The 26046-nt window shown below is 70.2% G+C and carries 23 protein-coding genes; 18 read left to right on the top strand and 5 right to left on the bottom strand.

From position 1 onward, the window contains the following. Positions 1 to 3: 3 nt before the first annotated feature. Both Q0581_RS09375 and Q0581_RS09380 read right to left on the bottom strand, forming a co-directional pair. Complete coding sequence (locus Q0581_RS09375) at positions 4 to 621, bottom strand: transposase (RefSeq protein WP_298699669.1); 618 nt, start codon at positions 619 to 621, stop codon at positions 4 to 6. Between the two features lie 33 nt (positions 622 to 654). Continuing rightward, the gene (locus Q0581_RS09380; protein ID WP_298699671.1) at positions 655 to 1356 is read right to left on the bottom strand and encodes a CoA transferase subunit A; all 702 of its coding nucleotides are present in this window, start codon (positions 1354 to 1356) and stop codon (positions 655 to 657) included. A 164-nt stretch (positions 1357 to 1520) separates the two neighbouring features. Here Q0581_RS09380 and Q0581_RS09385 point away from each other — a divergent pair, with 164 nt between their 5' ends. From Q0581_RS09385 to Q0581_RS09405, 5 genes are all read left to right on the top strand, one after another. Continuing rightward, positions 1521 to 1934 carry a DUF2177 family protein gene (locus tag Q0581_RS09385; RefSeq protein WP_298699672.1) on the top strand — a complete coding sequence of 138 codons (414 nt, stop codon included), beginning with the start codon at positions 1521 to 1523 and terminating at the stop codon, positions 1932 to 1934. A gap of 99 nt (positions 1935 to 2033) precedes the next feature. Further along, complete coding sequence (locus tag Q0581_RS09390; RefSeq protein ID WP_298699674.1) at positions 2034 to 2918, top strand: DUF459 domain-containing protein; 885 nt, start codon at positions 2034 to 2036, stop codon at positions 2916 to 2918. A 2-nt stretch (positions 2919 to 2920) separates the two neighbouring features. Next, on the top strand, positions 2921 to 4183 hold the full coding sequence (locus Q0581_RS09395; RefSeq protein WP_298699675.1) for a GDSL-type esterase/lipase family protein: 1263 nt from the start codon (positions 2921 to 2923) through the stop codon (positions 4181 to 4183). Then, entirely contained in the window at positions 4184 to 5587 is a 1404-nt protein-coding gene (locus tag Q0581_RS09400; RefSeq protein WP_298699677.1) for an MBOAT family protein, read from the top strand. A gap of 14 nt (positions 5588 to 5601) precedes the next feature. After that, positions 5602 to 6159, top strand: a complete 558-nt coding sequence (locus tag Q0581_RS09405; protein ID WP_298699678.1) for a hypothetical protein — start codon at positions 5602 to 5604, stop codon at positions 6157 to 6159. On the opposite strand, the gene Q0581_RS09410 is transcribed toward Q0581_RS09405, so the two are convergent. Then, positions 6156 to 6980: a universal stress protein gene (locus Q0581_RS09410; protein ID WP_298699679.1), complete on the bottom strand. Its 825-nt coding sequence runs from the start codon at positions 6978 to 6980 to the stop codon at positions 6156 to 6158. The genes Q0581_RS09405 and Q0581_RS09410 overlap by 4 nt on opposite strands. A 262-nt stretch (positions 6981 to 7242) precedes the next feature. On the opposite strand from Q0581_RS09410, the gene Q0581_RS09415 reads away from it, so the two are divergent. Then, entirely contained in the window at positions 7243 to 7980 is a 738-nt protein-coding gene (locus Q0581_RS09415) for a helix-turn-helix domain-containing protein (protein WP_298699680.1), read from the top strand. On the opposite strand, the gene Q0581_RS09420 is transcribed toward Q0581_RS09415, so the two are convergent. Both Q0581_RS09420 and cydD read right to left on the bottom strand, forming a co-directional pair. Next, positions 7977 to 9650, bottom strand: a complete 1674-nt coding sequence (locus Q0581_RS09420) for an ATP-binding cassette domain-containing protein (RefSeq protein ID WP_324524256.1) — start codon at positions 9648 to 9650, stop codon at positions 7977 to 7979. The two genes, Q0581_RS09415 and Q0581_RS09420, sit on opposite strands and share 4 nt — an antisense overlap. Before the next feature lie 8 nt (positions 9651 to 9658). Then, a complete protein-coding gene (gene cydD / locus Q0581_RS09425; RefSeq protein WP_298699681.1) occupies positions 9659 to 11260 on the bottom strand; it encodes a thiol reductant ABC exporter subunit CydD in 1602 nt (533 codons plus the stop codon). A gap of 123 nt (positions 11261 to 11383) precedes the next feature. Here cydD and Q0581_RS09430 point away from each other — a divergent pair, with 123 nt between their 5' ends. The 12 genes from Q0581_RS09430 (at position 11384) to Q0581_RS09485 (ending at position 26008) form a co-directional block, all read left to right on the top strand. Next, complete coding sequence (locus Q0581_RS09430; RefSeq protein WP_298699766.1) at positions 11384 to 12958, top strand: cytochrome ubiquinol oxidase subunit I; 1575 nt, start codon at positions 11384 to 11386, stop codon at positions 12956 to 12958. Positions 12959 to 12983: 25 nt separating this feature from the next. Further along, a complete protein-coding gene (gene cydB / locus Q0581_RS09435; protein WP_298699683.1) occupies positions 12984 to 14132 on the top strand; it encodes a cytochrome d ubiquinol oxidase subunit II in 1149 nt (382 codons plus the stop codon). Between the two features lie 23 nt (positions 14133 to 14155). Continuing rightward, complete coding sequence (gene cydX, locus Q0581_RS09440; RefSeq protein WP_298699685.1) at positions 14156 to 14290, top strand: cytochrome bd-I oxidase subunit CydX; 135 nt, start codon at positions 14156 to 14158, stop codon at positions 14288 to 14290. After that, positions 14277 to 15650, top strand: a complete 1374-nt coding sequence (hemN, locus tag Q0581_RS09445) for an oxygen-independent coproporphyrinogen III oxidase (protein WP_298699686.1) — start codon at positions 14277 to 14279, stop codon at positions 15648 to 15650. Before cydX ends, hemN begins: the two co-directional genes overlap by 14 nt. A gap of 118 nt (positions 15651 to 15768) precedes the next feature. Then, a complete protein-coding gene (locus tag Q0581_RS09450) occupies positions 15769 to 16428 on the top strand; it encodes an OmpW family outer membrane protein (protein WP_298699688.1) in 660 nt (219 codons plus the stop codon). Between the two features lie 131 nt (positions 16429 to 16559). After that, complete coding sequence (locus Q0581_RS09455) at positions 16560 to 16901, top strand: hypothetical protein (RefSeq protein ID WP_298699690.1); 342 nt, start codon at positions 16560 to 16562, stop codon at positions 16899 to 16901. Positions 16902 to 17014: 113 nt separating this feature from the next. Continuing rightward, positions 17015 to 18163 carry an efflux RND transporter periplasmic adaptor subunit gene (locus Q0581_RS09460; protein WP_298699692.1) on the top strand — a complete coding sequence of 383 codons (1149 nt, stop codon included), beginning with the start codon at positions 17015 to 17017 and terminating at the stop codon, positions 18161 to 18163. Position 18164: 1 nt separating this feature from the next. After that, a complete protein-coding gene (locus Q0581_RS09465; protein WP_298699768.1) occupies positions 18165 to 21323 on the top strand; it encodes a CusA/CzcA family heavy metal efflux RND transporter in 3159 nt (1052 codons plus the stop codon). 195 nt (positions 21324 to 21518) lie between these two features. Beyond that, positions 21519 to 21914 carry a hypothetical protein gene (locus Q0581_RS09470; protein WP_298699694.1) on the top strand — a complete coding sequence of 132 codons (396 nt, stop codon included), beginning with the start codon at positions 21519 to 21521 and terminating at the stop codon, positions 21912 to 21914. Between the two features lie 67 nt (positions 21915 to 21981). Beyond that, the gene (locus Q0581_RS09475; protein WP_298699695.1) at positions 21982 to 24039 is read left to right on the top strand and encodes a TonB-dependent receptor; all 2058 of its coding nucleotides are present in this window, start codon (positions 21982 to 21984) and stop codon (positions 24037 to 24039) included. A gap of 51 nt (positions 24040 to 24090) precedes the next feature. Beyond that, positions 24091 to 25443, top strand: a complete 1353-nt coding sequence (locus tag Q0581_RS09480) for a PepSY domain-containing protein (protein ID WP_298699697.1) — start codon at positions 24091 to 24093, stop codon at positions 25441 to 25443. A 61-nt stretch (positions 25444 to 25504) separates the two neighbouring features. Next, on the top strand, positions 25505 to 26008 hold the full coding sequence (locus Q0581_RS09485; RefSeq protein ID WP_298699699.1) for a hypothetical protein: 504 nt from the start codon (positions 25505 to 25507) through the stop codon (positions 26006 to 26008). Positions 26009 to 26046 lie beyond the last annotated feature (38 nt).

Consider the following 26046-nt stretch of genomic DNA (forward strand, 5'->3'; position numbering starts at 1 on the left):
GGTTCACCTCTCGTTCGTGAAGGGAGCGCGGACCTCCAGGTCCGCCAAGCTTTCGATATCTGCGGCCCCGCCGGTCCGGCCGGCAGCGCTGCTCCAACGCCAGTCGGCGGGTGTGCGGCAGAGTCCGGCCTTCACCGGATTGGCTTCAATGTAATTCATGGCGGCATTGGTCTGTCCTTCGTCGCGCATGAAGCGGTCGAAGTAGTCGGGCGCCCAGAGCGCACCGCTGCGGCCCAAGCGATGATTGACCTTGCGCGCTGTGAAGCTTTTCCACGACTTGACGACCGTACTGAGAGGCCAGCCATCCTCTTGCCTGATGAGGGCGTGAACGTGGTTCGGCATCACTACCCAAGCCAACAGCCGATACCGTTCGCCATCGAAGGATGTCAGGGCTTCTGCGACGATGTCTGCACAAGAAGCGTCGGCGAGCCAATCTGGTCCATCGCCGCGATCCAGAGCCTCATCGACGCCGAGGGAAAACCCGTCCGAAGCCTGTCGGATGCGGTCGAGAACCGAAGCCGGAAGCGATCCCTCGAGACGGAATACGACATGCTGAATGGCTTCCGCCGCATCGAAATGCGGCAGATAGCCTCGATCATGCCAGCCCTTGTGATCGCTCATCGCGTGTTTGCGGACCTGGAGGTCCGCGCTCCCTCAGGACTCCCGCTGGCGCACGGTGCGCTGTTCGATGCGTTTCTCGGGCGTCGATTTGATGATGCGGTCGACATAGACGCCCGGCGTGTGGATGTGGTCGGGATCCAGCGAGCCGACCGGCACGATTTCCTCCACCTCGACCACGCAGGCCTTGCCGGCGGTGGCCATCATCGGGTTGAAGTTGCGGGCGGTCTTGCGGAACACCAGATTGCCGCGCTCATCCGCCTTCCACGCCTTGACGATGGACAGGTCGGCGACCAGGCCGGTCTCCATCACATAGTCGCGCCCGCCGAAGTTGCGCACTTCCTTGCCCTCGGCCACCAGGGTGCCGACGCCGGTGGCGGTGAAGAAGGCCGGAATGCCCGCGCCGCCCGCGCGGATGCGCTCGGCCAGGGTGCCCTGGGGGTTGAACTCCAGTTGCAGCTCGCCGGCCAGATACTGGCGCTCGAACTCCTTGTTCTCGCCGACGTAGGACGAGATCATCTTGGCGATCTGGCGCGTCTCCAGCAGCTGGCCCAGGCCGAAGCCATCGACCCCGGCGTTGTTCGAGATGACCGTCAGCCCCTTGGTCCCAGAATCGCGCAGGGCGGCGATCAGGAATTCGGGAATGCCGCACAGGCCGAAGCCGCCGGACATCACCGTCATTCCGTCGAACGTCAGGCCGTCCAGCGCCGATTTGGCGTCGGGATAGATCTTCTGCATGGCGCTCCCTTTTCACCGTCTGATGAATATCGCGGCGTTTCCCGTCCATAGGACGCGCGGGGCCAAGGGGCAAGCGCGGCGGGCAAGCGTGGGGGGCTGGAACGCGACGGCGCGACGCGGCTTAATGGCCAGACGCATGGTTCCGTGATCGAAAGGAAGCCTGAATGATCCGATACATCGCCGCCTATCTGGGCGCGGGCCTGGTGATGGCCGTGTTGGACGCGATCTGGCTGACCACCATGGCCAATCGTCTGTACCGGCCGGTGATCGGCGACATCATGGCCGACAAGCCGGATATGCGGGCGGCGGTGGTCTTCTATCTGATCTATCTGGCGGGGGTGGTGTTCTTCGCCGTGGCGCCGGCGTTGCGGGATGGCGGGCTGATGCGGGCGGTGATCTGGGGCGCCCTGTTGGGTGCGCTGGCCTATGCGACCTATGACCTGACCAATCAGGCGACGCTCAGTGTCTGGTCCACGCGCATCACGGTGATCGACATCGCCTGGGGCGCGCTTCTGACCGCCCTGACGGCGAGCGGCGGCTATCTGGCGGCGCGGGGGGCGGAACGGCTGGCGGGCTGATTAACCGTCATGTTCCCGCCTCAGGCGCAGGGCGTGGCGCCGTTCGCCCGATAGGGTAAAAGGCGGTTCACCATCGGGGGTGTCGGGGGACAGTCGGGCGTGCGGGCGATCAATGCTTTGACGGCGGGTCTGGTGATCGGCGCGGCCCTGGGCCTGGCCGCGACGCCGGACGGCCGCGCTTGGCTGCGCCATCCGACCCTGCTTCTGGGCGGCGAAGCCAGCGCCTCGGCCCCGCCCGAACCGCGCCCGACGGCGCCACCCGCGATGGCCGCCGCGCCTGCGCCAGCTCTGGCGCCCCTGACGCCGCTGAGCGCGCGGATGGCGGCGGGGCGGCTGCGGATCGGGGTGTTCGGCGACTCCATGGCCGATGGCCTGTGGACGGCGCTGTATCGCGATCTGAACGGCCAGCCGGGCGTGACGGTGACCAAGTTCAGCGAGGTCTCCACCGGCCTGTCGCGCTACGACTATGTCGATATCCAGGCCAAGACCCGGCGTCAGATCGAGGATCAGCCCGTCGATGTGGCTGTGCTGATGTTCGGCACCAACGACGCCCAGGGCATCAGCCTGGACGGGACCGTCCACGCCTTCGGGTCCGAGGGGTGGAAGGCGGCCTATGCCAAACGAGTGACCGATCTGGTCACCCTGCTGCGCGGGCGGGATGTGGCGGTCTATTGGGTCGGTCTGCCGCGCATGCGTCGCGACGGCTTCGACGAAAAGATGGGCCTGATCAACGCCGTGGTGGAAGAGCGCATGACCGCCCTGGGCGTGCCCTATATCGAAACCCTGCGCCTGACGTCGGACGGCGATGGCGCCTATGCCGCCTATCTGGCCGACCGGCCGGGCGGGCGTAAGGTGCTGATGCGCGCCGACGACGGCATCCACATGTCCATGGCCGGATATCTGCGGATCGGCCGGCCGGTGGCCCAGCGGCTGCGCCACGACGCCGGCATCGGCGCGCCGGCGGCGGCGCCCGTCCAGGGCTGATCATGCGCGCGGCGGCGGGTCTGGCCACGGCCATGATGCTGGCGGCGGGCGTCGCTCAGGCCCAAGAGATTCCTTATCAGCCCCAGACCCTGCCTGCGCCGGGCGTGACCGCCTGTCCCGGCGGCCTGTGCGGCGTCGAAGGTCTGGCGCCGCTATTCGAGGCGCTGAAGGCGACCGAGACGGGCGCCCGTCACGCCCCGGTGCATATCGTCCAGATCGGCGACAGCCACACCGCCGGCGACCGCATCACCGGCGCCGTGCGCGCGGCGCTTCAGGCGCGGTTCGGCCATGGCGGTCGCGGCGTCCTGTCCGCTGGCGTGCCCCATGCCGGCTATGCGCCCTATCAGGTCCAGGTCACGGCCCAGGACTGGAGCGTCTCGACCGCCCCTCTGACGCCGCGCGGCGGCTTCGCGCGCGCCGATGTGGGCCTAGCGGGGATCATGCCGCCCGCCTATGGCCGGGCGCCGGGGCTGACCCTGACCTTCGAGCCGGGCGCCGAGCCGACCGAGCTGCACCTGTGCGGGCGCGGCGGACCTCAGGCGGACGGGTTCCAGGTCGCCGTGGGCCAGCGGATGCTGTCGCTCAGTCTGCGCGCCGGGCAGGTCGGGCCCCTGTGCCGCTGGCTGAACCTGCACCAGGCGGCCGGGGTGCTGGAGCTGCGCGCCGAGGGGCGCGGCCCCCTGGCCTACAGCCTGTCGGTCCGGCGGGACGGGCCGGGGGTGATGGTGTCCAACCTGGGCGTCGTCGGCGCCACTTTGCGCGACCTGGCGGCGCGGGATCAGGCGGTGGTCGCGGCCGAGCTGGCCGACTGGCGCCCGTCGCTGATCGTTCTGGCCTTCGGGACCAATGAGGGGTTCGAGGACGACCTGGACCCCGCCGCTTATGAGGCCTTGCTGCGCGATCAGATCGCCCGGCTGCGGCGGATGTCGCCCGTGTCGGGCCTGCTGATCCTGGGGGCGCCCGACGCGCTTCGGACCGGCGCGCCGAACCCCTGCAGCGCCGACGGCCGCCGCGCCCCGCCGCCGTCCCTGGCCGTGGTCCGGGATGTGCAGCGCCGGGTCGCCGCCGACACGGGTGTGGCGTACTGGGACTGGCAGGGGCGGATGGGCGGCGACTGCGCCTCGGATCGACTGGCGACGATGGCCGAGCCGCTGATGCGCGGCGACCGGGTGCATTTCACCTCGGCCGGCGCCGACTGGATCGGCGGCGTCCTGAGCGCCGACCTGATGGCCGCCTATGACGCCTGGAAGGGAGAGGAGCGCTAGATGCTGTTCCCGACCCTGGCCTTCGGCGTCTTCTTCCTGTTCGTCTATTTCACCGCCTGGTCGCTGGATCGCGAGAACGGGCGGCGCAAGCTGTTCCTGCTGCTGGCCAGCTGGTTCTTCTATGCCCAGTGGGACTGGCGCTTCGTCGGGCTTCTGATCCTGTCGGCGGTGCTGAACTGGGGTGTCGCGGCCCTGATCGCGCGCAGCGATGCAGCGGGGCGGCGCAAGCTGCTGGTCGGCCTGGGGGTAGCGGCGAACCTGCTGATCCTGGGCTTTTTCAAATACTACGGCTTCTTCGTCGAGCAGGCGGGCGAGCTTCTGGCCCGCTTCGGCTGGGAACGGGACCTGCCGCTGCTGCAGATCGTGCTGCCGGTGGGGATCAGCTTCTTCACCTTCCAGGGCATCAGCTATGTCGTCGACGTGCATCGGCGAAAGACGCCGCCGGCCGACAGCCTGTTGGACGTCATGCTGCTGATGAGCTTCTTCCCGCATCTGGTCGCCGGACCGATCGTGCGGGCGGCGGACCTGTTGCCCCAGTTCAAGCGCGTCCCGCGCCTGACGCGCGAGATGGCGACGCACGGCCTTTTGCTGATCGTCTGGGGCCTGTTCAAGAAGTCGGTGATCGCGTCGGAGCTAGCGGTGCGGCTGGTGGACCCGGTCTTCTTCGATCCGTCGGCCTATGGCGCGGTGGACATCGCGGCGGCGGTCTATGGCTATGCGGTCCAGATCTATTGCGACTTCTCGGCCTATTCGGACATGGCCATCGGGATCGCGGCCCTGTTGGGCTATTCCTTCCCGCGCAATTTCGACCAGCCCTATCGCGCCAGTTCGATGCAGAGCTTCTGGCGCCGCTGGCACATCAGCCTGTCCAGCTGGCTGAGGGACTATCTCTATGTGCCGCTGGGGGGCGGCAAGAAGGGGCTGGTCTCGTCATGCATCAACGTCATGATCACCATGCTGCTGGGCGGGCTGTGGCACGGGGCGGCGTGGACCTTCGTGGCCTGGGGCGCCCTGCATGGCGGGGTTCAGGTGATCGAGCGGATCGGCCGGGCCGTGCTGGGGGACCGCAAGGTGATCCCCAGCTTGGTCGGGGTGCTGGTCACCTTCCACATCGTCTGCCTGGGGTGGATTCTGTTCCGGGCCGAGACCTTCGACCTGGCCGTGGCCATGGTCCAGGGGCTGGGTCGGTTCGGGGCGGTCACGGTGCTGACGCCCTTCCTGCTGGTGCTGATCGTCGGCGGCCTGGCCATGCACTGGCTGCCGCCGCGCGCGGTCGAGGGGCTGACGCTGAAGCTGAAGCCCGCGCCGTCGCTGACCCTGGGGGTGCTGATCGGCCTGGCCATCCTGCTGATCGAGGCGGTGCGGCCGGACGGCGTGGCCCCCTTCATCTATTTCCAGTTCTGAGGCGTTAGGCGGCCATGGGCGATCACCACGACCAGGACGAAGGGCAGGGGGCGGCGCCGCACGAACGGCCGGTCGATCCCTTCCCCACCGCCTTCGCACCGCCGCCGTCCAGCCTGTTCCCGCCCATCGCGCCGGAGCCGCCGCCGGTCGTCGAGGCCGCGCCCGCCGACCCGCCGTCCGACTGGAACGCCGGGGCCGATGCCCATGATCTGCCGGTGCGTGAAAGTCCCCTCACGGCCCATCCTTTGGCGACTCTGGGCCGGTTCGCCTTTCCCCCCGGCCCGCCGCTGGACGAAGACGGCCAGGGCGCCCGCGATCGGCGCTGGGCCAGCCGCATCATCGTGTTCGCCGCCCTGTTCCTTTTGGTGTTCAACGCCGTCTCGCCCCTGAACTGGTCGCACCAGCAGGCGCCCGGATGGGGAACCGAGACGGTGCGCGGCCTGTCCGAGGTCTGGAGCCGCCAGATCGCCCAGACCGGCGCCGACCGCCCAAGGGAATGGGTGCGCGACGCCTGGCGCCAGTTCCAGGCCCTGAGGTTCGACGGCTCGCGCGACGCGCCTGCGGAAGGTTAGTGCGCCATCAGCACGCAAACGTCGCCCTGGGTCAGCAGGGTGCGGGTCACGCCGCCCATCACCCATTCACGCAGACGCGCGTGGCCATAGCCGCCGGCCACGATCAGACCGGCCTGGGTCTCGACCGCCAGGTCCAGAATCTCGTCGCCCGGCTCCTGCAGGGTCGGGCGGACCACCGCCGTCGCCGCGACGCCGTGTCGGGCCAGCCAGTCGCAGACGGCGCGCGGCCCGTCCTGGGCGTCGTCATAGACATCGTTGATCACGGCCGTGACCTGGACCGAGGCTGCGCGCGCCAGCAGGGGCAGGGCGGCGGCCACGGCGCGGCGGCATTCGCCGGTGTCGCGCCAGGCCACGATGGCCGGATGCCCCCAGGGATCGCGCGAGGGGCGGGGCGGAACCACCAGCACCGGCCGACCGGCGCCCAGCAGCACCTCGCCCGGGTCGGCCGCCCGCACGTCGCACAGCGGCGACCGGCGGCCCATGACGATCATGTCCGCCAGCCGCGCCTCGGTCTTGACGATCTCGGCCGGAAAGCCGGTTCGCCCGCGCCACAGTGTCTCGACGCCGCTGGCCCGGCCGGCGGCCTCGAATCGGGTCTGGTGGGCGGCCACGGCGCCCTGGGCCGCGTCGCGGAACAGCGTCAGCGTCTCGGCCGAGACGCCGCCCATGAAGCCATCGGCGATGGCGGGCGGCGTGGCCGGTTCGCCGGCGACGCCGATCAGGCGCGCGCCGAAAACCTGGGCCAGCCGGCATGACAGATCCAGCCGCGCGCGGCTGTCGTCGGCATCGTCCAGGGTGGTCAGGATCGAGGTCCAGCGCATGGCGGCGGCCTTCGGGCGTCCTTAGGACCGATGCCCGCCCGTCCGAAACCGGGCATAGGCCAGACCGATCATGAAGACGATGAAGGGCGACCAGATCAGGTGGACCAGGGGCGACATTTCCGGGGGCATTGGGCGGCTCCAGCCAAGCGTTGCGATGGCGGCACGTTGAGCCTGCGCGCCCTGCGGCGCCTTGATCCAGGTCAACGCCTTTGCGATGCGCGACGTGGGCCCTAAAGTGGCCGCAACGGAGCGTCGCCCACCCATGCTGGAACTCAGATCCCTGCCGGCGACATGCGCCACGCGGCGCAGCGAATCCGCCTGCACCGGATGCGGGGCGCGGGCCTTTTCCGTCTGCGGCGCGCTGGAGCCGGCCGATCTGGCGCGGCTGGACGCCCTGGCGCACAAGGCCGCCTTCGCGCCCGGCGAGGCCCTGATGCGCGAGGGCGAGACGGCCGACGCCATGTTCAACATCACCTCCGGCTCGGTGCGGGTTTACAAGCTGCTGCCCGACGGGCGGCGCCAGATCACCGGCTTTCTGTTCGCGGGGGACTTCCTGGGGCTGGTGTCGGGGGCGCGGTACGGATTCTCGGCCGAGGCGATCGAGCCGACCACCGCCTGCCGCTTCCGCAAGACCGAATATCAGGCGCTGGTGCGCGATTGTCCGGCGCTGGAGCGGGCGCTGTTCGAGCGGGCGACGCACGAACTGGCCGCCGCCCAGAACCAGCTGCTGCTGCTGGGCCGCAAGACGGCGCAGGAACGGATCGCCTCCTTCCTGCTGGACCTGCCGGCCCACGACCCGATGCGCGAGACGCCCGCCGGTCATGTGCGCCTGCCCATGACCCGTACCGAGATCGCCGACTATCTGGGTCTGACCATCGAGACGGTCAGCCGGGCGCTGACCAAGTTGAAGACCACCGGCGTGATCCGCCTGCTGTCGCTGAACGAACTGCGGATCGAACAGCCCGAGCGCCTGCGCGCTCTAACCGAGGGCGACGCCTAGACCCGAGCGCGCGCCTTATCGCGGGTCATCATCAGCCGGCCGTCCGCATCCATGGCCGTGGCGCGCAGCGTCAGGCCGCACAGGCAGACCGGGGCCGGACGGTGAGAGATCAGGATCAGCCCCTGATCGGTCGATTTCAGCCGGGCGTCCAGCCGGTCCAGAACCCGCCGCTCGGTCGCGGCGTCCAGCCCCTCGGTCGGTTCGTCCAGCACCAGCCAGGGCGCCGACCGCAACAGGGCCCGCGCCAGCCCCAGCCGCCGTCGCTCGCCGCCCGACAGCCGGGCGCCGTCCGGCCCGATGGCCAGGTCCAGTCCGCGCCCGCCGCGCAGTCGCTGATCCAGCCCCGCATCCTGAAGCGCGGCCCACAGGCGCTCGTCGTCGGCCGTGGGATCGGCCAGGCGCAGATTGTCGCGCACCGTGCCGTCGATCAGCCGCACGTCCTGGGCCGCATAGGTGAACAGGGCCGCAGCCTGGCCGCGCCCCAGGGCCTCCAGCGGCGCCCCGCCCAGCATGGCCTCGCCGTCCAGCGCCGGCCGCAGGCCCACCAGGCGCTCGACCAGAGAGGTCTTGCCCACGCCGGACGGCCCGACGATGGCCAGCCGCGTCGGCGGCGTGACGGTCAGGTCCAGCGCGTTCAGGCGAAGGGCCGCGCCCTGCATCGGCGCGCGCCCGGCCGGCGCGGGCGCCATCAGTTCGTCCAGCCGGGCGGTGGCCGTTTCCGCCGCCCCGCGCTGCATCATCGCCTGGGCCAGGCCGGCGGCGGACTCCACCCCCGTGACGGCGACCAGGGCGGCCAGGGCGGCCATCGGCGCGCCGGCCCCCATGGCCGCGGCGACCCCAAAGGCCCCGGTGGCCCCCAGGCCGACGCACAGGGCGTGCCAGCCGGCGATGCGGCCTTCGGCTGCGATGCGGGCCATGCGGGCGGTCTCCAGGCCCTCGGCCGCCTGGACCGCCTGGGCGCGGGCCCAGTCTTCCAGACCATAGGCCTTCAGCTCGGGCGCGGCGGCGTGCAGAGCCGACAGATCGGCCTTCAGCCGCCCGGTCTCGACCTGGACCCGCGCACCGGCCGGATCGGCCCGGCGCCGCGCGATCACCAAGGCCCCCGCCGAGGCCAGGCCCATGGCGACCAGAACCCACAGCCCCGCCAGCGGATGCGCCAACAGACCCAGCCCCGCCGACAGGGCCGCGCCGGCCCCCAGGGCCCAGGGCGCCGAGCGGCGGATGAACAGGGTCTGGATCGCCTCGACATCCTCGACCAGCCGCGCCGAGGCCTCGCCCGCCGACAGGGCCAGGGCGCGCTGGGGCGGCCCTTCGGCCAGGGCGCGGAACAGGTGCGGCCGCATCCGCGCCAGGGCGCCCAGGGCCGCCTCGTGCCCGGCCGTGCGCTCCAGATACCGCCCCACCGTCCGCAGGATGGCGAACAGGCGGATGCAGGCGCTGGGCGTCAGATAGTTGAAGGCCTGGATCGCCGCCGCGCCCGCCGCCCCTGCGATGGCCGCGCTGGTGATGAACCAGCCCGACAGGCCCAGCAGGGCCACGGCCGAGGCCGCGACCATGGCCCCCATGCCGGCCGCCAGGCGCAGCCGCACGGTCTCGCGCCGCGTCTCGGCCCGCACCATCTCGCGAACGCTGGTGGGGGCGCTGGTGGGCGTGTCCGACTGCTTGGTCACAGGATCGATCACAGGCGCACCACGCGGTCGGCGACGGCGGCCACGGCGGCGGAATGGGTGGCGATCAGGGTGGTGCGGCCATGGGCGGCGCGGCGGACCACCTCGATCATCTCGATCTCGGCCTGGCGGTCCAGATTGGCGGTCGGCTCGTCCAGCAGCAGGATGGGCGAATCCTTAAGGAAGGCGCGAGCCAGACCCAGTCGCCGCCGCTCCCCGCCCGACAGGCCGCCGCCGCGTTCGTCCAGCACCCGATCCAGGTCGCCGGTCAGGCCGGCCGCCCCCGCCGCCGCCATCACCTGACGCAGGCTGGCCTCGCGCCGGGCCAGGCGGATGTTGTCCAGCAGGGTTCCGGGCGTGACCACCGGCGCCTGGCTGGCCCAGGCGACGCGCCCGGCCAGATCGCCGATCTGATCCAGCGCCCGTCCATCGACCAGGATGTGTCCATCGGTCACCGGGGCCAGGCCGACCAGGGCGTGCAGCAGGCTGGACTTGCCCGATCCGCTGGGGCCGGTCACCGCGACCATCTGGCCGGATCGCACCTCCAGCTCGAACCCGTCCAACACCGGCGCATCCTGGCCATAGCGGATGCCCACACGGTCGAAGACGATGACCGGCGGGCGGGCGAAGACGGGCGCCGGTCGGGCGGGCGCGGGATCGGCCTCGGCGGCGGCCAGGGTCGGGGCGGCGGCTTCGGCGGCCTGGCGATCATGATAGGCGGCGGCCAGGCGGCGCAGGGGGGCGTAGACCTCGGGCGCCAGAGCCAGCACGAAGAAGGCCCGGCCCAGGTCCAGCGTTTCGGGCGCCGGGAAGGGCAGCAGCTTCAGCAGGTTGAACCCGCAGTAAACCGCCACCAGAGCGACCGCCAGGGCCGAGAAGAACTCCAGCACGGCCGACGAGACGAAGGCGATCCGCAGCACCCGGGCCGTGCGCGCCTGCAATGCTTGGGACGTGCGGGCGACCTCCTGGGCCATGCGCGCCTCGGCCTGGAAGGCGATGACGGCGGGCAGGGCGCGCACCCGGTCCAGAAACAGGCCAGACAGGCGCGACAGGGCGTCGAACTGACGCCGGCTTTCGGCCGCCGCGGCCGTTCCCGCCAGCACCATGCCCAGCACGAAGGGCAGAAGGGTGAAGATCAAAACCCCCGCCGCGAACGGGCTGGCCACGGCCGCCACACAGATCAGGATCAGGGGCGACAGACCGGCGGCCATCCGCACCGGTTCGAACCGCGCATAGTGGCCATCCAGCGCCTCGACCCCCTCGACGGCGGCGGAAACGGCGGCGGGGCGTCCGGCGAACAGGCCCGCCAGAACCCGGTCGCGAACCTGGGTCTTGACCGCCCGCGCGGCGTGGCCGCCCGTCGTCAGCGCCAGATGCGCCAATAGGCCGCGCAGAGCCAGGGCCGCCAGGGCCAGCGCCAGGCCCGGAACAACCGCCGTCAGCCCGCGATCATAGGCTGACAGGCTCCACGCCAGGCCGAAGGCGAAGGCCGTGGCCGGAACCACGTCCAGCACGACCAGCAGGCCGGCGGTCCTGCCCGCCCAGCCGGACGCACGGCCGGCCACGCGCAGCCAGGGCTTGGGGTCGAAACCGGGCGAGGGCAGGGCGGTCATTGTCGCACTTTACCGCATTGCATCGCGCCGCGCCTTTGATTGAAATCAAGGCGGGCGTCGTCGGGGGCGTCTAACGCGGTCCCAACGCCGGTCGTCGGGGCCGGATCAGGAGACTTCGCCATGATCGACCTAGCGGTCGTCGACCTGTCCCGCCTGCAGTTCGCACTGACGGCGCTGTACCACTTCCTGTTCGTTCCATTGACGCTCGGCCTGTCGTTCATGCTGGTCATCATGGAGTCGATCTATGTGATGACCCGCAGGCCGATCTGGCGGACGATCACCAAATTCTGGGGCGCCCTGTTCGGGGTCAATTTCGCCCTGGGGGTCGCCACCGGCCTGACGATGGAATTCCAGTTCGGCATGAACTGGAGCTATTACAGCCACTATGTCGGCGACATCTTCGGCGCCCCGCTGGCGATCGAAGGTCTGATGGCCTTCTTCCTGGAGGCGACGTTCGTCGGATTGATGTTCTTCGGCTGGGATAAGCTGAAGCCGGTGACCCACCTGTTCGTGACCTTCCTGGTCGCCCTGGGCACCAATCTGTCGGCCCTGTGGATCCTGATCGCCAACGGCTGGATGCAGAACCCGGTCGGCGCCGCGTTCAACACCGAGACCATGCGGATGGAAGTCACCGACTTCATGGCGGTGCTGTTCAACCCGGTGGCCCAGGCCAAATTCGTGCACACCGTCTCGGCCGGCTATGTCTGCGCGGCGGTGTTCGTGCTGGGCGTCTCGGCCTTCTATCTGCTGAAGGGCAAGCACAAGGGCTTCGCCAAGCGGTCCATGACGGTGGCGGCGGCGTTCGGCCTGGCCTCGTCGCTGTCGGTCGTCGTCCTGGGCGACGAGAGCGGCTATGCTCTGACCGATAACCAGAAGATGAAACTAGCCGCCATCGAGGCCATGTGGACCACCGAGGAAGCGCCGGCCGGCCTGACCGCCATCGGCTTCCCCAGCCTGGAAGACCGCAAGACCCACTATGAGATCAAGATCCCCTATGTGCTGGGCCTGATCTCGACCCGCAGCCTGACGGGCGAGGTGACCGGCATTCTGGAACTGGTCGCTGTGGCCGAAGACCGCATCGAATCCGGCGTCGTCGCCTATGACGCCCTGGAACGGCTGAAGGCCAATCGCGAGGATGTGGCCAGCCGCGCCGTGTTCGAACAGCACCGCAACGACCTGGGCTATGGCCTGCTGCTGCGCCGCTATGTCGCCGATCCGCGTCAGGCGACACCCGATCAGGTGCGCATGGCGGCCTGGAACACGGTGCCGAACGTGCCGGTGATGTTCTGGGCCTTCCGCATCATGGCCGGCATCGGCTTTGCGATGATCGCCCTGTTCGCCACCGCCTTCGTGCTGTGCACCCTGCGCAAGCATGAGACGAAATGGTTCCTGCGGCTGGCCCTGTTCGCCATTCCCCTGCCGTGGATCGCGATCGAGTTCGGCTGGATCGTCGCCGAATACGGCCGCCAGCCGTGGGCCGTCGAAGGGGTTCTGCCCACCTTCCTGGGCGCCTCCAGCCTGACCGTGCCGCAACTGTGGACCACCATCATCGGCTTCACCCTGTTCTATGGCGTGCTGGCGGTGATCGAGGTCAGCCTGCTGCTGCATCTGATCAAGAAGGGTCCGTTCGCCGAGCAGGAGGCCTTTCCGCCCGCTGCCGAAGACGACCCCGCCGCCGCCCGACCGGCTCTGGCCTGACCCCCTGGATTGAAGGAAACGCGAGATGGAACTGCCTCTCGACTACGCCACGCTGCGCCTGATCTGGTGGGCGCTCATGGGGGTGCTGCTGATCGGCTTCGCCCTGACCGACGGCTTCGACCTGGGGGTCGGCGCCCTGCTGCCCTTCGTCGCCAAGACCGACGAGGAACGGCGCATGGTGATCAACACCGTCGCCCCGACCTGGGAAGGCAACCAGGTCTGGTTCATCCTGGGCGGCGGCGCGATCTTCGCCGCCTGGCCCTTCGTCTACGCCGTCAGCTTCTCGGGCTTCTACCTGGCCATGTTCCTGGTGCTGGCGGCCCTGATCCTGCGGCCGGTGGCGTTCAAATACCGGTCCAAGCGGCAGAGCCCGCGCTGGCGCACCGCCTGGGACTGGGCGCTGTTCGTCGGCGGCTTCGTGCCGGCCCTGGTGTTCGGCGTGGCGGTCGGCAATGTGCTGCTGGGCGCGCCCTTCCGCCTGGATAGCGACCTGCGCTCCTTCTACGAAGGCAGCCTGCTGGGTCTGTTCAGCCCCTTCACCCTGGTGTGCGGCCTGTTGTCGGTGGCCATGCTGATGCTGCACGGCGCCGCCTGGCTGGGCGTCAAGGCCGAGGATGGACCGGTTCAGGTCCGCGCCCGCCGCTGGGGCGTCGGTCTGGCGCTGCTGTCGCTGGTGCTGTTCGCCGTGGGTTGGGCCTTCGTGGCCTTCTCGGGCATGGGTTACGCCATCACCGGCGTGGCCGAGCCGAACGGCTTCTCCAATCCGTTGCGCACGGCGGTTGAGGCCCAGGCCGGCGGCTGGCTGCTGAACTACGGCAAATATCCATGGATGGTGATCGCTCCGGCCCTGGGCTTCCTGGGGGCGGCGGCGGCCCTGGTCGGGCTGATCCGGCGCTCGGCGCCGCTGGCCCTGGGCGGTTCGTCCGCCTCGGCCCTGGGCATCATCTCGACGGTCGGCCTGTCGATGTTCCCCTTCATCCTGCCCAGTTCGATCGACCCGCAGTCCAGCCTGACGGCGTGGAACGCTTCGTCCAGCCACCTGACCCTGTTCATCATGCTGATCTGCACGGTGATCTTCCTGCCGCTGGTGCTGATCTACACGGCCTGGGTCTACAAGGTGCTGTGGGGTCGTTCGAGCACGGCCGAACTCAAGACCAACCCCAACCTTTACTGAGCCGCCGGCGAGGAGATTGAACCATGTGGTATTTCGCCTGGATCCTGGGCCTTGGCCTGGCGGTGCTGTTCGGGGTCTTGAATGGCCTGTGGCACGAGTTCCAGCTGTTCGACGCCGGTGACGACGGCGGCTCGGTCGCCGACGATGACGCCGCCTGACCTGTGGCCCGACCGGGCGGATCTGATCGCCCGGTACGACGCCAATACGCCGCGTTACACCAGCTATCCCACGGCGGCTCAGTTCACCGCCGCCGTGGGACCAGCCGACTGGTCCGCCGCCCTGGCGCGAGGGCCGTGGGACCGGCCCGCCTCTCTCTATGTCCACATCCCCTTCTGCAAGCGTCTGTGCTGGTACTGCGGGTGCAACACCCGGGCGATGAACCGGGTGGACGCCATGGCCGACTATGTCGATCTGGTGCTGCAGGAAGCGGATCGGGTGGTTGCGGCGGCGGGCGCGACGCCGCGTATCGGCATGCTGCACCTGGGCGGGGGCACGCCCAACATGCTGCCGCCCGACCTGCTGGCGCGGCTGGTCCATGGGCTGTCGCAGCGCTTCGACCTGTCGGCCCTGACCGAGTTCGCGGCTGAACTTGACCCCGAGGTGCTGACGCCGGAGTGGATCATCGCCGCCGGCGATCTGGGTCTGACGCGCGCCAGCCTGGGGGTTCAGGATCTGTCGCCGGTGGTGCAGGCCGCCGTGAACCGGCCCGAACGGTTCGAGACCATTCAGGACGCGGCCGAACGTCTGCGCGCCGCCGGGGTGTTCTCGCTGAACCTGGACCTGATGTACGGCCTGCCGCACCAGGGGGTCGATCAGGTGCTGGCCACCATCGACCGTGTCACCACCCTGCGTCCCGACCGGCTGGCGCTGTTCGGCTATGCCCATGTGCCATGGATGAAGCCGCATCAGAAGCTGATCGACGAGACGGCCCTGGGCGGTCCGCTGGAGCGGTTCGCCATGAGCCGCGCCGCCCATGACCGGCTGACGGCCCTGGGCTATCGCGCCATCGGCCTGGACCATTTCGCCCTGCCGCACGACGACATGGCCGCCGCCGCCAGGGCGGGCCGCCTGCGCCGCAATTTCCAGGGCTATACGACCGACCAGGCCGAGGTTCTGATCGGCCTGGGCGCATCGTCCGTGTCGCGGGCGCCGGGCCTGTATGTCCAGAACATCACCGGCGAGCGGGACTGGCGCACGGCGATGGCCGCAGGCGGCCTGCCGGTCGCGCGCGGGGTCGTGCTGACCGGCCGCGACCGGTTCGTGGCCGAGATCATCGCCCGACTGATGTGCGACTTCGCCGTGGATGTCGAAGCGGTAGCGCGCGACGCCGGACGGCCCTTGCGCGAAACCGCCGAGGCCTGGCCCCGGCTGGACGCCTTTGAAGCCGACGGCCTGATCGTTCAGGAGGGCGCGCGCATCGCCGTGACCCAGCGCGGGCGGCCGTTCGTACGGGCCGTGGCGGCCGCTTTCGACCCGGCGCTGAACCCAGCGACAGACCGCCACGCCCGCGTCGTCTGATCGGGTTCTTGTTTCACCGCAAAGGTTTGCGCTGGGTCAAGGTGCGTCCCGAAGCGGGAGCGCACACCCCTTGAAGACGGTGCGGCGCATGGGGCGTTCCGCCGTCGGGGATAAGACGATGAAAGCCAAGACCGCCCTTCTGTGCGCCGCCGCCGCGGCCCTGTTCGCCGCCGCGCCCGCCCAGGCCCAGACCGCGACCCAATGGCAGGCGCCGCGCGCCGGAGACTGGATCGTGACCGGCCGCCTGACCCAGGTCGCGCCGACTGCCGACGATCCCATCCTGACCTCGGCCGGGGGGGCGACGGGGCTGAACGTCGATGTGTCCGACGACCTGATGCCGACGCTGGGTTTCACCTATTTCTTCACCGACCATGTGGCGGTCGAGGCCATTCTGGGCACGACCCGGCACGAGGTCCGCGCCCAGGGCGGGGCCACCGACGTGGCCGTGCATGAGACCTGGGTTCTGCCGCCGGTGGTCACGGTGCAGTACCGCCCCCTGACCGAGGGGAATTTCAGCCCCTATGTCGGCGCCGGGGTCAACGGGATGCTGTTCTATGGCGGCGACGACAAGAACGGTTTCACCGTCGATCTGGACGACGGCCTGGGCTGGGCGCTGCAGGCAGGCGCCGACATCGGCCTGCATGGTCCGTGGAGCCTGAACCTCGATGTGAAGAAGGTCTGGTTCAACACCGATGCGGCCGTCAACGGCGGCGCGCTGAAAAGCGATGTGAAGCTGAACCCCTGGGTCATCTCCATCGGCGTCGGCCGCAAATTCTGATCGCTGAAGCCGGGGCGCGACGCGCTTGAATCCAGAACAAGGGTCTGGCGCCCCGGCGTTTGCGGTCTGATTCATCAGACCGCAGCGGCGTCACGCGACAGGATTGCCCCAAGGGTGTATGCAGGCGGCGAATGCAAAGCCTGCTGCGGAAAATCCATCGACACCTGGGCTATGTCCTGGGCCTGTGCGTCATGCTGGCCGTGACGTCGCCGGCCCTGGAAGCGCACGCCTGCATTCCCGAGCCGGTCTCCGCCTTCACCACTCTCGACAAGGGCGTGGACGAGGCGCCGGCCTGCCCGGACTGCGGCCCCGCCTGCGCCAGCGGCTGTTGTCATCTGGCGCATGCCGCCATTCCCGCCGAGGCGTCGCCGGCGACGGCGGCCCTGCCGGTCGCGGCGCCTCTGGCCTGGGCCAGCGCGGCGTCTGCGCCCCTGATCCTCCCCGGCGGGCCGGACCGCCCTCCCAGATCCTGATCCTCAGGCCGGGCCCTTGCGGCCTGGTCGCGTCTTGAGCCTGACGCGCGACCCCGGGGGGGGTCGTGCGCGACCTGCACTCGAGTCCCGGCGACGCCGGGCGAGGATCGACCATGAACATCAAGAGACACTGGCTGATGACCGGCGCCGCCGTCGTCATGGCCCTGGGCGTCGGCTTCGGCGCGGCGCGTCTGACCGGCGCGGGCGCTGCGCCTGAGGCGGATCACCACGAAGAGGGCGAGGCGCCGCCGGAAGGCTTCGTCCGGCTGAACGCCGCCGCGGCGGCCCAGGCGGGCGTCAGCATCGTCGGCGTCGAACGCGGCGGCGGCGCCGAACTGAAACTGCCCGGCCGGGTCGCCTTCGCGCCGGGGGCCGAGGCCGTGGTCGATGCGCCCGTGGCGGGCACGGTCATGCGGGTGCATGTCGGACCGGGGGATCGTGTCGCCGCCGGCGGCGCCCTGGTCACCCTGCGCAGCCCGGACGGCGCGGGATCGCGCGCCACGGTCGATGCGGCCCAGGCGGCGGCCGATGCGGCCCGCGCCGCCGAACGCCGCGACCGCGCCCTGTTCGACCAGGGATGGGTGGCCCAGGCCCGACTGGACATCACCGCCGCCGAGGCGCGCCGGGCCGAGGCCGAACTGCGCGCCGCCCGCGCCCGCGCCGGGGCCTATGGCGCCCCATCCGCCGACGGAGCGGTCGTGGTGCGCAGCCCGATCGCCGGGGTGGTCACCACCCTGCGCGCCGCGCCGGGCCAGGTGCTGCATGAAGAGGCCTTGCAGGTCGCCACGGTGGCCGACTTGGGGCGGGTGGAGTTGGTGTTCGAGGCCCCGCCCGCCGCCGCCGCCCTGCTGAAGGCCGGCGACAGCTTGAACAGCTCGGTTCCCGGCGAGGCGCCGCTGTCGGGCGTGGTGACGGCCATCGCCCCGCCCGATGTCGCCGGCGTGGTGCGGGTGCGCGCCCGCCCGACCGGCGCCGTGCCGCCGGCCGGCACGGTGATCTCTGCGCGCGTGCGCACAGGGGCGCAGGGCGGTTCGGGAACCCTGACCGTGCCGATGGATGCGGTGCAGACCGTGGCGGGCGCCGCCTCGGTGTTCGTGGCCGAAGGCGGCGGCTTCCGCGCCCACCCGGTCGTCGTCGGTCGCACCGTGGACGGGCGGGTCGAGATCCTGTCCGGCCTGACGGGGACCGAACGCATCGCCGGCGCCGGCGCCTTCCTGCTCAAGGCCGAACTGGCCAAGGGCGAAGCGGAGCATGGGCACTGAGATGCTGGATCGTCTGATCGACGCCTCGGTGCGTCACCGCTGGGCCATTGTGGCGCTGTCCCTGATCCTGGCGGCTCTGGGCGCGCGCGAGCTGATGCGCCTGCCCATCGACGCCGTGCCCGACATCACCAACCGACAGGTCCAGGTGACCACCGTGGCGCCGGCTCTGGGCCCCGAAGAGGTCGAGCGTCAGGTCACCTTTCCCATGGAGACGGCCCTGGCGGGCCTGCCCGGCCTGATCGAGACCCGGTCGCTGTCGCGGCACGGCTTTTCGCAGATCACGGCCGTCTTCACCGACAGCACCGACATCTATTTCGCCCGCAGTCTGGTCAACGAGCGGATGCAGGCCGCGCGCGAAGACCTGCCCGAGGGGTTGTCGCCGTCGATGGGACCGGTCGTCACCGGCCTGGGCGAGGTCTACATCTGGACGCTGGAGCTGACCGGCGCGGCGTCGAGGGCAGGCGTCCCCTATGTCACGCCCGAGGGCGAACGTCTGGTCACCGATCAGGAGAAGGCCACCTATCTGCGCACGGTCCAGGACTGGATGGTCGCGCCGCAGCTGAAGACCGTGCCGGGCGTCGCCGGGGTCGATGTCCTGGGCGGTTATGTGAAGGAATATGCGGTCCATCCCGATCCGGGCCGTCTGGCGGCCTATGGCGTCGGTCTGGTGCAACTGGTCGAGGCGCTGGAGCACGCCAACCGCATCGCCGGCGCCGGCTACGTCAATCGTGCGGGCGAGGCCTATATCGTGCGCGCCGACGCCCGGCTGAAAAGCCTGGAAGACCTGGCCCAGACGCCGATCCTGAACCGCGCGGGGCGGGTGATCCGCGTCTCGGACGTGGCGGTGGTCGAGATCGGCCGGGCGCCGCGCCTGGGGTCGGCCAGCGCCGACGGCCGCGAGACGGTGGTCGGCACGGCCCTGATGCTTCAAGGCGAAAACTCGCGCGAGGTGGCCCACCGTGTTGGTCAGCGGCTGGAGGAAATTCAGGCCAGCCTGCCGCCCGGCGTGCGCCTGCGGCCCGAACTGGACCGCACCGAACTGGTCGAGGCCACGATCAAGACGGTCGAGCACAATCTGATGCTGGGCGCGCTTCTGGTCATCGCGGTGCTGTTCTTCGCCCTGGGCAATGTGCGGGCCGCGCTGATCACCGCCCTGGTCATTCCGCTCAGCTTCCTGTTCGCGGCCTCGGCCATGAACCGGTTCGGCATCAGCGCCAATCTGCTCAGCCTCGGCGCCCTGGATTTCGGGCTGATCGTCGATGGGGCGGTGGTGGTGATCGAGAACACCCTGCGCCGCCTGGGGCTGAAGCGCCAGAAGGCCGGGCGTGCCCTGACCGTCGCTGAACGGCTGGGCGTTGCGGCCGGGGCGGCGCGCGAAATGGCGCGGCCGGCCGCCTTCGGCCAGGCCATCATCCTTTTGGTCTACGCGCCCCTGCTGATGTTCGAAGGGGTAGAGGGCAAGATGTTCGGGCCGATGGCCGCGACCGTCATGCTGGCGCTGCTGGCGGCCTTCGTCCTCAGCTTCACCTTCGTGCCAGCCATGGCCGCCCTCCTGGTGCGCGAACCCAAGGCGGACCATGAGGAGACCCGCCTGACCCGCCTGGCCAAGGCGCGCTACGCCCCGTTGCTGGCGGCGGCCATGGCGCGGCCGCGGGCGGTGCTGGTGGGCGCGGGCGTGGCGCTGTTCGCCGGCGCGGTCGCCTTCGCCACCCTGGGCCGCGAGTTCGTGCCCCAGTTGGACGAGGGGGATGTGCTGGTCCAGGCGCTGCGCGTGCCCTCGACCTCGCTGGAGCAGAGCCAGGCCATGCAGTTCCAGGTCGAGCGGACCTTGCAGGCCATGCCCGAGGTCGAACGCGTCTTCACCCGCACCGGCACGGCCGAGGTCGCCTCCGACCCCATGCCGCCGTCGATTTCCGACACCTTCGTGATCCTGAAGGATCGCGGCGAATGGCCGAAACCGCGCGAGGCCAAGGCCGATCTGGTGGCGCGGATGGAGGACCGGCTGTCGACCCTGCTGGGCAACAGCTATGAGTTCACCCAGCCCATCGAGATGCGGTTCAACGAACTGATCGCCGGCGTGCGTTCGGATGTGGCGGTGATGATCTATGGCGACGACTTCGCCGCCATGAACCGCACGGCCCAGCAGGTGGCGACGGTGCTGGGCGGCATCGACGGCGCCGCCGATGTGCGGGTGGAGCAGGTGTCGGGTCAGCCGACCATCACCGCCAGCGTCGACCGCACCGTGGCGGCGGCGCAAGGGGTTCACGCCTCGGACGCCGCCGACGCCCTGGCCATCGCCCTGGCTGGACGGGCGGCGGGCCAGGTGAACGAGGGCGACCGGCGCTTCGACGTGGTGGTGCGGCTGGACGACGCCTATCGCTCCGACCCCACCATCATGGAGCAACTTCCGGTCATGCCCGAAAACGCCCAGGCGGGCGCCCCGACCGTGCCCCTGTCCTCGGTCGCCCGGTTCGACGTGGCCGAAGGCCCGAACCAGATCAGCCGCTCGAACGGCAAGCGGCGCATGATCGTCCAGGCCAATGTGCGCGGTCGCGACCTGGGCGGCTTCGTCGCCGAGGCGCAAAGGGCGGTCGCCGATCAGGTCCAGGCCCCGCCTGCCGGCTGGATCGACTGGGGCGGGCAGTTCGAGAACCTTCAGCGGGCCTCGGCGCGGCTGGCGCTGATCGTGCCGATCGTCTTTCTGACCATCGGCGGCCTGCTGATCCTGGCCCTGCGGTCGTGGAAGGATGCGCTGCGGGTGTTCGCGGGCGTGCCACTGGCCCTGGTCGGAGGGGCACTGGCTCTGGCGCTTCGGGGCATGCCGCTGTCGATCAGTGCGGCGGTGGGCTTCATCGCCGTATCGGGGGTGGCGACGCTGAACGGTCTGGTGCTGATGCAGGCGATCCGCCAGCGTCTGAGCGACGGCGCCGAGCCCGCAACGGCGGCGGCCGAAGGGGCGGTCAGCCGCCTGCGCGCCGTTCTGACCACCGCCCTGGTCGCGGTTCTGGGCTTCGTGCCCATGGCCTTCGCGTCCGGCGCGGGGGCCGAGGTTCAGAAGCCGTTGGCCACCGTGGTCATCGGCGGCCTGACCACGGCGACCCTGCTGACCCTGATCGTCCTGCCGGTTCTGGCGGCCCGAAACTGGGCGCGCAGGGCGTGAGACGCAAAAAGGGGGAGCGGCGGGGCACGACGCTCCCCCGGTCGCCCAGCGGTCGCCTGCCGGTTCCAGATAGGCCCGTCCGTTGTTGCGGCGCAGTTGGCAGGGGTCACGCCGGGCAGTCCTGTTGATCGGAAAGATCGGGTGCGACGTCTGGGGCTTTGCAGGCGTGCCTGCCAGCCTCTACAGAGCAGCCCCGTGTCCGCCGCTTCGTCCGAGCATTGGTCGTTGAGCAAGTCGCTGGCCTTCCTGGCCGCGACCTTCGCCATCGTGTTTGCGACCCTGCTGCCGACGGCCGTGGCGGCGTCGCCGGCCGTGGGCGCGCCGATCGTTCTGTGCGGCGGCGGCGACCTTCGCGTCGTCTATGTCGACGACGACGGCCAGCCGATCCAGCACGATAGTTCGTCCAGCCTGCAATGCGCGATGGCGCTGCTGTCCGGTCTGGCGGCCACGCCGTTGCAGGACATTGCGCCGGTCGTCGCGCCGAGGGTGTTCGAACCCGATGCGCCGGTGCGGGTTTCGGCCGCCTATCGCCTGCCGCCCGCGCGCGGACCGCCGCCCCGTCCGCCTTCGACGGCCCCGCCCATCGCTTGAACATCGCCATGCGCCGCGCCCGGCCCACGAGGCCGCGCGCCCCTTTGCCTGTTCAGGAAATCCATCCATGTCTTTCAAGATCTCGGCGGCGCCCCTGGCGCTGCTGGCGGCCGCCTGTGCGGCCCCCGCCTTCGCGCAAACCCCGTCGGCCCAGGCCACGGTCATCGATTCCATCATCGTCACGGGGCGCAGGAACCCCGACGATCCGCCCGTGGTGGCCGAGGCGCGCGAACGCCTGTCACGCACGCCCGGCGCGGTCGCGGTCGTATCGGCCGAAAGCTATGAGGACCGTTACGCCCTGGCCCTGTCGGACACCCTGCGCGCCGTGCCCGGCGTCTTCGCCCAGCGTCGCTGGGGCGAGGAGGTCCGCCTGTCGATCCGCGGCTCGGGCATCGGCCAGGCCCTGCATCTGCGCGGCGTTCTGCTGGCCCAGGACGGGGCGCCGATCAACGGCCCGGACGGCTTTGGCGACTTCCAGGAGTTGGACCCCCTGATCGCCCGCTACATCGAGGTCTACAAGGGCGGCAACGCCCTGCGGTTCGGCGGGGCGGCCCTGGGCGGGGCGGTGAATGTTCTGACCCCCACCGGCCGCAATGCGCCGTTCCGTAATCTGCTGCGGCTGGAAGGTGGTTCATACCACACCCGCCGCGCCCATCTGGCCGTCGCCCGCGACCATGGCGACTGGGACGTCTATGCCGCCGTGACCTGGTCGGGGAGCGACGGCTTCCTGGACCACCAGGGGGCCGACAGCAAACGGCTGACGCTCAGCCTGGGCCGACAGCTGGGCCAGGACCGCGAGCTTCGTCTGATCGTCCAGGCCAATGACCTGGACCTGGATATTTCCGGGACGCAGACCTTGCACAACGCCCTGACGCGGCCCCGCGCGGCCGACCCCTATGTCCGGGCCATGAATTTCGGTCGTGACGTGGATTCGGTGCGCGTGACGGCCCAGACCCGCTGGCGCCTGAGCGACAGTCTGGTGTTCGAGGGCGGCGCCTATGTGTCGGACAAGCGGCTGTTCCACCCCGTACCCGTGGTGCTTCAGAACGACTATCGGGCCTATGGCGCCTTTGGTCGGCTGGATTGGACGGGTCAGGTCGGGGGGATGCGCGCCGACGCCTTCGCCGGCGCCTATGTCCGCACCGGCGACAACGACAGCTCGGTCTTCGTCAACAGCGGCGGTGGCGTTCCGGGTTTCCAGGTCGGCGATACGTTGCAGAGCGCGACGGGCGTCGATGTCTTCGCCGAGGGGCGGCTGTTCGTCACCGATCGGCTGGCGCTGATCGCCGGCGGTTCGTGGGGCCGGGCCGAGCGCCAGGTCGACAACCGTCTGACGCCCGCCAATGACGCCTCGCGCGACTACGACTGGTTCGCGCCGCGTGTCGGCCTGTTGTGGGAGGAAGCCGACGGGTCGCAGATCTACGCCAATCTGACGCGCTCGGTGGAGCCGGCGACCTTCTTGGAGCTGATCCAGTCGCCGATTCCCCGGTTCGTCGATCTGGAGGTGCAGAAGGCCTGGACCGCCGAGATCGGCGCCCGGGGCCAGCGCGGTCCGCTGCGTTACGACATCGCGGCCTATCGGGCGCACATCGACAGCGAACTGCTGAACTATGTCGTCACCATGGGCATACCGGCCTCGACCTTCAACGCCGGGGACACCGTGCACCAGGGCGTGGAGGCGGGGCTGGACTGGCGGCTGATGGATCAGGGGGCAGGGCGGCTGACACTGCGCCAGACCTGGACCTGGTCGGACTTCCGCTTCGACGGCGACCCCGTCTATGGCGACAACCGCCTGCCGATCATCCCCGAGCACGCCTATCGGGCCGAGCTGAAGTTCGAGCATCCGGCCGGCTGGTTCGCGGCGCCGTCGGTCGAATGGGTCCCGAACGACGTGCATGTCGATTACGCCAACACGATGAAATATCCGGGCTACACGACAGTCTCGCTGAATGCGGGCGTCGATCTGCCGGGAGGCGTATCGCTGTTTGCGGACCTGCGGAACCTGACCGACGAACGCTATGTCTCGAACGCCAACGCGGTCACCGACGCGCGTGTGGCGCCGACCGATGTGTTCACGCCGGGCGAGGGCCGCTCGGCCTACGTCGGCGTGCGTCTGTCCTTCTGACCCCAGTGCAGGGAGCCGGGGCGGCCGCGTCGCCGCCCCGGACGTTTCACCATGACCGACACCTCTTCAAACGCCCAGTCGGGTTTAACCGCCCTGTCGGGCGCCTATCGCGCCGTGTGGCGCTGGCATTTCTATGCCGGACTGTTCGTCTTGCCGGTGCTGATGCTGATGGCCCTGACCGGGGGGCTTTATCTGTTCAAGCCCGAGATCGAACAGGCCGCCTATGGGCGGATGATGCAGGCGGCGCCGCGCGGCGAATGGGTCGCCGCCGATCGCTGGACCGGGGCCGCCGAAGCCAGCACCCACGGCCGCGCCTCGTCCATCCTGGTGCCCGAACGACCGGATCGGGCGGTGCAGGTGAAGGTTCGCGTCGATGGGGGCGAGCGCACTGTCTTCGTCGATCCGTACGATGGGCGGGTGCTGGGTTCAATCAGGGGCGACGGCGTGATGGGAACGGTCAAGGCCGTGCACAGTCTCAGCCTGCTGGGCCGTCCCTTCAACATCCTGGTCGAGATCGTCGCCGGCTGGGCGGTCATCCTGGTCGCCACGGGCGTCTTCCTGTGGTGGCCCAGGGCGCGCGACGTCGCGGTGGCCGTGCCGCGCGCCGGCGATCCGAAGCGGCGGCCGTTCTGGCGCGATCTGCATGCGGTCACCGGCCTGTACGCCGGGGCGGTGATCGTCTTCCTGGCCGTCACCGGCATGCCGTGGTCCGCCGTCTGGGGCGACCGGTTCATGACCGTGATGCGCGAGAGCCATCTGGGCCGCCCGCCCGCGCCGCCCGCCGCCAGCCCCTGGTCGCACGCGGGCGAACACGACCGCCCGGCCGGGACCGGCTGGACCCTGGAAGGCGCCGTCCTGCGGGTCGCCCCGCATGGTCACAGCGACAGGCCGGCCTCGGTGACGACGGCGGTCGCGACGGCCCAGGCGAACGGCATGGCCCGACCCTATACCGTCTCCATCCCATCGGACCCGGTCCTGGCCTTCACCGTCGCCCATGCCGGCGAACGCGCCGAGGCGGCGCGCAGCCTCTATGTCGATGGCCGCACCGGCGCGGTGAAGGCCGATCTGCGTTGGGACCAGTTCGGCGTCGGCGCCCGCGCCTTTGAATGGGGCATCGCCGTGCACCAGGGCCATCAATATGGCTGGGCCAACCGGATCGTCATGCTGTCGGGCTGCATCGCCATCTGGGGGCTGGCGATCAGCGGCCTGGTGATGTGGTGGAAGCGGCGGCCACGACGCGGCGGCCTGGGCGCGCCGCCGGCCCCGCCTGGCCCCAGAGCGCGGGCCGCCGTGCTGGGGATCGTGCTGCCGCTGGCCGTTCTCTATCCGCTGACGGGTCTTAGCCTGATGGCCGCGGTGGCGGCGGATCGTCTGTGGCGCGCGGCGCGTGGGCGAATGTCGTGACGATAGGCGGGCTGGACCGGCGACATTGCCAAGCTTGCGCTGTTGCGCGCATAGAAGCCGCATGAGTGGCCGTTCTTCAGGACTGGCGTTTGCGGCGGCCCTTGTGCTGGCCGGGTGCGCCGCGACAGTGGATGTGACGACGCCGCCCGTGTCCGTGCCCGTCGATGCGCGGACGTATCGAATGGCCGGCTTCGAGCCGCCAACGTCTCGGGATGTGGCGGTTCAGGCGGCGCTGCGGCGTCATCTGCAGGCGCAGGGCTGGCGCGAGGTCGAGCAGGCGCCGGTCTGGCGGGTAGAGGCGGCCTATTCGGTTCGTCCGGGCCGGACGGGCGGATATTCGGATGAATCGGCCCGCGCCCAGGCCTGGCTGGCGCAACCCTTATCCCCGCCCTGGTGGGCGCTAGGCCGGTCGGCGCACGGATTGACCGTGAGCCTGAGCGGCTGGACCGAAGAGGGCCGGACCCATCAGATCGCCGCCGTCACCCTGGCGAAGGACGCGAACCCGGAAACGACCATCGAAGTCTTGGCCCAGAGGATCGCGCTGGAGCTTCGGACCGCGCCCTAGGGGTGTCGAGAAGGCGGATCGTGGCCGCTTTCCCGCAT

It is taken from the genome of uncultured Brevundimonas sp. (assembly GCF_937863155.1).
Classification (GTDB): Bacteria; Pseudomonadota; Alphaproteobacteria; order Caulobacterales; family Caulobacteraceae; genus Brevundimonas.